Origin of the sequence: Serratia sp. SA088 (genome assembly GCF_049065515.1) — a bacterium.
Lineage (GTDB): Bacteria > Pseudomonadota > Gammaproteobacteria > Enterobacterales > Enterobacteriaceae > Serratia > Serratia nematodiphila.
This window is the reverse complement of sequence record NZ_JBAKGW010000016.1, coordinates 25581-34423: the sequence shown is the minus strand read 5'-3', so window position 1 is coordinate 34423 and position 8843 is coordinate 25581. Positions and strand designations below refer to the sequence as shown.

Genomic DNA, 8843 nt, shown 5'->3' with positions numbered 1-8843 from the left:
GCGCTCAGGATGGTGTACTGCTGGCCCAGCAGGCTGCGCACCTCGCTCTCCGTCAGCAGATTGGGGCTGTTCTCCAGCGTGACCGCCACCTCGCCGCCGCCGATCGTCGCCGAGCCGCTGCTCTGGATCCGATCGCTCTGGCCGTTCGGGCCCACTTCCACCGCGTAGCGCGAACCCGGCTCGAAACTGACGTTGCCGGCCACGTTCAGGGTGCCGATCGAGTTGCCCGGCGCCACGGTGCCGCCGCGGCGGGCGGTCAGCGAACCGACCGTGCCGCTGCCGCCGACGATGCCGCCGCTCTGTACGCTGACATCCGAGGTGACCGAGCCGTTGATCGCCAGTCGCCCCTGATTAACCAGCGTCGGGCCGGCATAGGTGTTGTTACCGGTCAGTACCAACGTGCCGATACCCTGTTTGGTCAGGCCGCCATGGCCGGAGATGTCGTTGCTCCAAAAATCCAGGCCGCACAGCACATCGCTGCAGACGCGCTCGGTCGGTTTACCCTTGTCCAGCACCGCGCCAACGCCCGGCAGATCCACCACAAACTGGGTCGTGCCGTAAGCCACCCCCGTCGGATCCGGAATACGGAACTCCGCAGGAATATCTTCGGCAGTCACCAACATGCCCGGGCCGTTGATGGCCTTGCCCAGGTTGATCATCCCCCAGCCGTAGAGCGCGTCGATGCCCGGCGCGCCCATATCGGTGGCGGTGGTTTTCAGCACTTCCGCCACCTGTGCGCCACTCAGATACGGGAAACGCTCCATCAGCACCGCGACGCTGCCGGCCACGTGCGGCGCCGCCATCGAGGTGCCGCTGTATTTGGCGTAGCCGGTTGTCAGATTCTCTAGGCTGGTGCCTTCGATTACCGAGCTGTATACCCGGGTGCCCGGCGCCGAGACGCAGAAGCTGGCGGTATAACCGCAGCGAGAAGAGAAGGTGCTGATGCTGTAATCGCCGGTATTGGTCGGATCCTGCAAGCTGGCGACCGACAGCCAGTTCGGCGCAATCTCCGGCACAAAATAGGCCAGGCCGGCCATGGCGTCCGGATTGTTCAGGTTGTAATCGTTACCGGCGGCGAAGATGGTGACCACGCCGCTGCGGGCCGCGTCGATCGCGCCCTGATAGGCGCCCCCGGGGTTGGTGCCGAGGATCTGTTTGATCTGATCGAACTGCTTTTGCGCATCGTCAACGGTGAAATGCGGATAAGCCGGGTTCTTACCGCCCTTGGCGAATTTATCTGTAATGCCGATGCCCCAGCTGTTGTTGATAATGCGCGCGCCGCTGGCCACCAGCGCATCCCAACCGGCCTTATACACCGCGCCGTCGTTGCCGAGGATGATGCCGTCCTCCGGGCCGGGATCGCCGTTTTCCGCGCTGATGATCTGCGCGTTGAACGCCACGCCGTGCATGGCGCCGCCGTCTCGGCTGCCGGCGGCGATGCCGCCCACGTGGGTGCCGTGCGAACCGAGCGTGCCATCGGAATCCACGCTCGGCGTGCCGTCATAGCGGAAATCATCGCCTTTTTTCACCGGAATATAGGGATCGGTATATTCACGGATGCCTTCGGTAACCAGATTGATCACCTTATTCTCACCGGCGAACTCCGGGTGCTTGGCGTAAACCGGCTGATCGAAAATGCCGAGTTTGATGCCTTTTCCGGTATAACCGGCGGCGTAGGCCTGGTCGGCGTGGATCGCCCCCAACCCCCATTCTGCATTGAACTCGCTGCTGCGCCAGCTGGCCGGATCGCCCGCCTGGCCGTTCTCTATATAGCTGGAGGCCTGCGCCCCGCCAATCGCCGTCAGGCAGATCAGCATCGCGCTCCATTGTGCGCGATGAACTCCGATTTCAGGCCAGCCGAAGGCCGCCCGAGCGGATTTGACTCCTCTACGTTTCTTCTCCATCCCAGATACCGTCCGTTGTTGTTTGCAAATGTTTTATAAGATTTTTTGTGTAACAGTTTGGTAACACCAAATAAATAAAGCACAACAATCTCAAGTGCGCTTAATGTGTCATCCGGCAGTTCGACGGGAGGAGAGAATGTTTCAGGGGTGAATCAGGCGAGAAGCGATAAGAAAGGACAATGATATTGCACGGTGTCTAAGCGGCGTTCGCAAGCGAGAGAGTCAAATTTAACAAATTGATAAATAAAGATATAAATCAGACAAAATCGAAGGGGGAGATCGCCTGAAAAGTGCTTAACAGGCGTCTTTTATCACTTTTAATTATAAATTTTGCCAATATTCACTCAGTGAATTATGCTGGTTTATCACTCAGCCATCGGCAAAAATTGGATTATCCTGCTGATGTTTTTTTGCAGTTCGTCGCGTCCTCTTCCGCCTGACGCAGAATGGCTTTGGCCATCCATTGCGTGACATCCTGAATGCTCCCAAGCTCCAGCCCCCAGATATCTTTCAGCACCAGAAACACCTCCGAGCCGTAAATCAGCGAGAAAGCATGAATCACTCTCTGCAGAGAGTCCGGCGGCAGTTTGCCCTGTAACGGTTCTACCGCCAGCGCCAACAGGCGCTTGCGGTTGCCGCGCACCAGCTTCTCACCCGGTTTATCGGTGTTGGACCGAGCCAGCGCCCACTGCTGCAACGAAAGCTGCAGGGCCGCTCGCAGCGCCCCCTCATGCTGTTCCATTTGCGGATAAGCAAAGCTGAGCAGCTGCAGTATCCGCGCTTCAGCGCTGTCGTCTTTCGGCTGCCACTCCAAAATGGGCCCCAGACTTTCAGCCACAACGGCAGTGATCAAATCGCTTTGCGTAGGGAAGTAACGGTAAGCTGTCGCACGCGAAACTTGCGCATGTTGAGCCAACTCCGTTATCGAAGGAAAGGCACCGCCATCGAACAATTCCATTGCGCTGTCAAGCAACAGCTTACGAGTTCTGGCCCGGATATGAGTCAAGCGGGTAGATACGGTTAATGGCACAGCAACCTCTTCTTTCTCTACGCCCGTCTAACATAGACTTGGCGAATAAAGTCCACTGTAACAAACTTGTCAGCTATTACGCCATGCGACGTACGCCGGGCTCGCTTTCCCTCACGTCGAAAATGAGACTTTCATCTCATTCGATACGAATTAGACTTGCACAAATGATACTACCGTCTCATTATGATGAGGAATTCACCGACTACGCTCAGCACTCTTAGTCAGCACCAGGGAATTCATTTTTACTAACATATTAAAATATAAATTATAAATCAGCGTGTCGGCCATCTGAACCCTACGTCAGGAAGAGGCTAATGAACGACAATCAGGCAGTGATTTACGTTGCAACCACAGCGGATACCAAAGGACGGGAATTGGCTTATGTGCGCAGCCTGATCGCCGAAACCGGGTTACCCACGCTGACCGTCGATCTTTCCACCCAACCGTTAGCACCCGGCAGCTACCAGGCCGATATCTCCGCCGCTACTGTCGCTCACTGCCATCCTGATGGCGAACGCGCCGTCTTTTGTGGCGATCGAGGCAAGGCGATTGCCGCTATGGCGCAGGCGTTTGAAAGGTTCATGCTGTCGCGCCGTAACGTCGCTGCAATTCTCGGATTAGGCGGTTCCGGCGGTACCGCATTGATCACCCCCGCGATGCAACAGCTGCCGATCGGTTTACCTAAATTGATGGTTTCCACCATGGCCTCCGGTGACGTCTCCGGGTATGTCGGAGCCAGCGATATCTGCATGATGTATTCCGTCACTGACGTCGCCGGGTTGAACCGCATCTCCCGCACCGTGCTGGGCAACGCAGCGCATCAAATCGCCGGCGCCGTTCGCTTCGCCGCTCAAGCGACCGTCGACAGCAAACCGGCCGTCGGCCTCACGATGTTCGGTGTGACCACCCCCTGTATTCAAACCGCCACGGCGGCGCTCGAAGAGAGCCTGGATTGCCTGGTGTTTCATGCCACCGGCAGCGGCGGCAGAGCGATGGAAAAACTGATCGATAGCCATTTGCTGGACGGCGTATTGGATCTGACCACCACCGAAGTTTGTGACTACCTGTTCGGCGGCGTACTGGCGTGCAGCGAGGATCGTTTTGGCGCTCTCGCGCGCACCGGCATTCCCTGCGTGATATCCTGTGGCGCCCTGGATATGGTGAACTTTTCCCACCCGGACAGCATTCCCGCTCGATACGCTCAGCGCCAATTTTATCAGCACAATGCCCAAGTCACGCTGATGCGCACTACGCCGGAAGAGAATGCGCTGATGGGCCGTTGGATCGGCGGCAAGCTCAATGCTTGCGAAGGCGATGTGCGTTTCCTGATACCCGAGGGCGGCGTTTCCGCACTGGATGCGCCAGGGCAACCGTTTTGGGATCCGGAGGCGCTGGCCGCCTTTACCGACGCGTTGGAAACTACATTGCGCGTCACGGAAAAACGCCGCCTGATCAAGACCCCTTATAACATCAACGATCCCCGCTTTGCCGCCTTCGCCGTGCAACAGTTCAGGGAGATCGCTCATTTTTGATTGGAGCTAAACATGGCTAAAAATACCCGTCAGGAACTGCTGATTCAATTCAGAGAAATGATTGCCCGTGGCGAGCCGATCATCGGCGGTGGGGCCGGAACCGGCCTCTCAGCAAAATGTGAGGAAGCCGGCGGCATCGATCTGATCGTCATTTATAACTCGGGCCGCTACCGCATGGCGGGCAGAGGTTCTCTGGCGGGTTTACTGGCCTACGGCAATGCTAACGACATCGTTATGGATATGGCGAAAGAGGTGTTGCCGGTCGTCAAACACACGCCGGTCTTAGCCGGGATCAATGGTACCGATCCGTTCTGTCAGTTCGATAAATTCCTGGATGACATCAAGGCGATCGGTTTCTCCGGCGTACAGAATTTCCCGACGGTGGGTCTGATCGACGGCAATTTCCGCGCCAATCTCGAAGAAACCGGCATGGGTTATGCGCTGGAAGTCGACATGATTCGCCTGGCGAATGAAAAGGATCTGCTGACCACACCTTATGTGTTCAGCGCAGAAGATGCCGTCGCGATGACGCAGGCCGGCGCCGACATCATCGTACCGCATATGGGGCTGACCACCGGTGGCAATATCGGTGCGGAAACGGCGCTGACGCTGGCGGGTTGCGTTCCCCTGATCAACGCGTGGGCTCAAGCCGCGAAACGCGTGCGCGAAGATGTGATCGTTCTGTGTCATGGCGGCCCTATCGCAACGCCAGAGGATGCAGCCTACATCATGCAACACTGCCCTTTAGTCAACGGATTCTATGGTGCCAGCTCCATGGAGCGCTTGCCCACCGAAGTGGCTTTGACGGAAACAACCCGACAATTCAAAAATATCAATAAAGGTTAACAGACTTTTTTACTCGCGCACAACACCAGGGAAAACCCGTTATTTAACGGAACGTGTAGTGAGGTAAGCAAAAGGGCCAGACAAATAGTCTGGCCCTTTTTTATTCACCGCGAGCGGATATTACTGACCGGAGGACATCTGCTCCTTCATTTTATTCATATGGTCCATCATCTTTTGTTCGCGTTTCTGATAATTCTCATTGTATTGTTTTTTCTGCTCAGGCGTCAGCAGGTTATACATTTTATTTTCCGCTTTGGCGCGTGCCAGCATGCGTTCGGATTGCGCTTTGCCGATCGCGTCAATTTGCGCCTTCGCCTTCGCTTCGTCAAAGCTGTCGGAAGCGACCAGATTGTGCAGCGCCTGGCGCTCCTCTTTCATGCCCGGCCCGCGCTTCTGGTGCGACTCTTTCATGATATCGCGCATCTGCTGGCGCTGCTGCTCGGTCAGGTTCAGCCCGGCGAACGGGCCGCCTTTGCCTTCACCCTTGTGATGCATCATTTTCATCGGCGCCGCATCCGCCGCCGGGGCCGTCGCCGTATCGGCGGCGAACGCCGCGGAAGCAGACCCCAGAGCCAGCGTGGAAGCAATAAATAAAGCCGTCAATTTACGCATAATCATTTCCTTAAAAGTTTTTCTTCATCAGGAGCGCTGTACGTTAACAGGCTCACTCGTCGTCGGAGATAATAATAGGCGGATAAATTTCAAGTAATGCGAGGGTGTGTAAACTTTTTAAAACCCGTCTCGGATTTATTCACCAATTATGAGAAAACTATGAAGATGGCGTTTATTTGATGGAAATTTTAATTTCCCGGCAAGAATCCCCCCGGCGGAGTTATTTTCCCGTTTTCCCCTTACCGTTATAATTTACTCGCCTGCACGGCAACCTTGCATCAACCGTTTTCCGATAGCGGGAAAAATCAGTACAAGCATCACACGATCCGATGTTCCCCTACACTTTAAGGCAAGCGGCCGCCGGGCGACGTTGACACCGTAAAACTCATCATTGCTTATGTAATAGTTTCCATCACCCGCCCCGCCTGTAAAAACCTGTTATATGATGCATAGATGCGTACGGCGATCGCTTTCGGACCAGCAGGCTCCCCGGAGCTGCGCCGACCGGCCGACCGTGCTCTTTTGAGGAATCGTCATGCCCGCAGACCAAGGCCCTGAGCTTCTTAGCGCTCACTTCGGCACCCAAAGCCCCCACTGGCGGCTGGCGTTTGACAGTAATACCCTGGAGCTGTCCGCCGTTAAACGTCGCGGTAGCGCTCAGCGCCATGGAAGCGGCGAAAATTCGCCGTCTGACCGGCGTCACCGCCAGCCTTGAGCTGACCATTACGCTAGCCGGTGAACCGCTGCATTTGCATCTGGTGGGGCGCCGCGTCAACCGTCTCGAATGGGCGGACACCGCTTCCGCCTTCAGCGACACCCAATCCGTGGCGCGCGATCTGGTGCACGGTCTATCCTTCACCGAACAAATGGTATCCGAAGCCAACTCGGTGATCGTAATCGTCGATCAGCACAGCCGTATTCAGCGTTTCAACCGGCTGAGCGAGGAGTACGCCGGGCTGCACGAACACGAGGCGATCGGCAAAAACGTTTTCCAGCTATTTATGAGCCCGGAAGAAGCCGCTGCCTCGGCGGCGACGAATTTCTGGTGCTGGCGCCGCAGACCGATCGCGAGCGCCTGCAAACGCTGGCGCAGCGCATTATCGACAGGTTGAAGACCCCTTTCCGCATCGGCTTGATTGAGGTGTATACCGGTTGTTCGATCGGCATCGCGCTGTGCCCGGAGCACGGCAAACGCACCTATACCGTCTTTTCGCCGGAGATGAACAAACGCGTTGCCGAGTACATGTGGCTGGACACCAATCTGCGCAAAGGGCTGGAGCAAAATCAGCTGGTGTTGTATTACCAGCCTAAAATCGACGCGCGCAGCGGCGAAGTGCACAGCGTGGAAGCGCTGGTGCGCTGGGATTCGCCGGAGCGCGGCCTGATCCCGCCACTGCAGTTCATCTCCTACGCCGAGGAGTCCGGCCTGATCGGCCCGCTGGGTCAATGGGTGCTGCAGACCGCCGCCGGCCAGGCGGCGCAGTGGCAAGAGCAGGGATTGAACCTGCGGGTAGCGGTCAACCTCTCCGCCCGGCAGCTGGCCGACGACGGCATCGTCAACGAGCTGCTCGCGGTGCTGCGCCGCCATCGCATGGCCCCCTGCCTGCTGGACTTCGAGCTGACCGAGAGCAGCCTGATTGAAGACGAGAACCGCGCGCGCTGATCACCCGACTACGCGAACTGGGCGCGCAGGTGCATCTCGACGACTTCGGCACCGGCTATTCGTCGCTGGCGCAGCTGGCGCGTATTCCTCTGGACGCCATCAGGCTGGATAAAAGCTTCGTGCGCGGGGTGAATTTCAACCCGGTATCGCAATCGCTGGTGCGCGCGATCGTCGCGGCGGCGGAGGCGCTGGCCTTCCGCGTGATCGCCGAAGGGGTGGAGACCGAGAGCGAAAATCAGTTCCTCGACGAGGTCGGCGTGGACGAAAAACAGGGCTTTCTGTTTGCGCGGCCAATGCTCCCGGAACAGCTGGAGCATTGGCTGCAGTCCTATCGCCCGCGCTCAGCTTCCGCGTGAGGCTGGCGCGTTAACGTTAGCCGGCAAGACGCAGGTTCAGGGTGTGGCGATCCTGCAACATCACCAGCCGCTCGATGTAGGCGCGATCTTTTTCCTCAATGGTGAAGGCCGAGTGGACCCAATCCTCGGTAATATCCATCAGCTCGGAACGCGTCAGTTGCAATACGCGCTGACGCGCCCGCAGCATGGCGCGCATGCCGTTGAGTTTCGGCCGGATGGTATCGATAAAGGTGCGCGTCGCCAGGTAAGCGTCGCCGGGCTGAAATAGCTGATCCACCAGCCCGCGGCTCTCGAACCACTCTGCGGTGTGCGACTCGCCGCCCCAAATCAGCGCCTCGGCCAAGCGCATGCCCGCCTTGCGCGCCACCAACGAGTAACCGCCCATACCGGGAAACAGGTTGAACGCGAACTCCGGGAACCCCATGCGCGCATTGTTCTGCGCCAACACGAAATGGTGCGCCAGCGCCGCTTCAAAACCGCCGCCCAGCGCGCTACCTTCGACCATTGCAATGCTGACCGCGCCGGTGTCGAAACCACGCGCCGCGGCATGCACACAGTCGATACAGGCCCGCGCGTAGGCCATCACCGCCTCGCGCTTGCGGTTTTTGAGCGCTTCAGCGAAGAACTGCAGATCGCCGCCGACGTTGAACATGTTCGGCACCAGCGAGCCGGTGACCCAGAAATCGAACCGCAGCGAAGGCCCCTTCGCCGCCTGCGCCAGCGTCATGATGCCTTCGATCAGCGCCCGGTTGAAGCAGGGGCGCGGCGCGCAGCAGCATCCACATAATGTGCCGACCCTCTTCATAGTAGGCGGAAAGCTGCGACAGATTGCCCGCTTCGGTAAACGGACGACAGGTGGGGTGATTAAGCAATTTCATAAGACCTTCCCGTTTTTCTGTT

Annotated in this window: 5 protein-coding genes and 2 pseudogenes; 3 read left to right on the top strand and 4 right to left on the bottom strand. The window is 57.8% G+C overall.

What is annotated here, in order from left to right; translation table 11 throughout:
- Positions 1–1817, bottom strand: a 1817-nt coding sequence (locus ACOWVD_RS24830; protein ID WP_421105925.1) for a S8 family serine peptidase, incomplete at its 3' end; no start/stop codon positions are given.
- A 478-nt stretch (positions 1818–2295) separates the two neighbouring features.
- On the bottom strand, positions 2296–2934 hold the full coding sequence (locus tag ACOWVD_RS24825) for a TetR/AcrR family transcriptional regulator (protein WP_049241671.1): 639 nt from the start codon (positions 2932–2934) through the stop codon (positions 2296–2298).
- Between the two features lie 314 nt (positions 2935–3248).
- On the opposite strand from ACOWVD_RS24825, the gene ACOWVD_RS24820 reads away from it, so the two are divergent.
- Positions 3249–4466: a Tm-1-like ATP-binding domain-containing protein gene (locus ACOWVD_RS24820; protein WP_049241669.1), complete on the top strand. Its 1218-nt coding sequence runs from the start codon at positions 3249–3251 to the stop codon at positions 4464–4466.
- Positions 4467–4478: 12 nt separating this feature from the next.
- Positions 4479–5312, top strand: a complete 834-nt coding sequence (locus tag ACOWVD_RS24815; RefSeq protein ID WP_164096013.1) for a phosphoenolpyruvate hydrolase family protein — start codon at positions 4479–4481, stop codon at positions 5310–5312.
- 120 nt (positions 5313–5432) lie between these two features.
- Here the strand turns inward: ACOWVD_RS24815 and spy are convergent, their stop codons facing one another.
- The gene (gene spy, locus ACOWVD_RS24810) at positions 5433–5924 is read right to left on the bottom strand and encodes an ATP-independent periplasmic protein-refolding chaperone Spy (protein WP_049241665.1); all 492 of its coding nucleotides are present in this window, start codon (positions 5922–5924) and stop codon (positions 5433–5435) included.
- A gap of 535 nt (positions 5925–6459) precedes the next feature.
- On the opposite strand from spy, the pseudogene ACOWVD_RS24805 reads away from it, so the two are divergent.
- Positions 6460–7943 (top strand): annotated as a pseudogene (locus ACOWVD_RS24805) (EAL domain-containing protein).
- 16 nt (positions 7944–7959) lie between these two features.
- On the opposite strand, the pseudogene ACOWVD_RS24800 reads toward ACOWVD_RS24805, so the two are convergent.
- Positions 7960–8821 (bottom strand): annotated as a pseudogene (locus ACOWVD_RS24800) (crotonase/enoyl-CoA hydratase family protein).
- Positions 8822–8843: the final 22 nt, after the last annotated feature.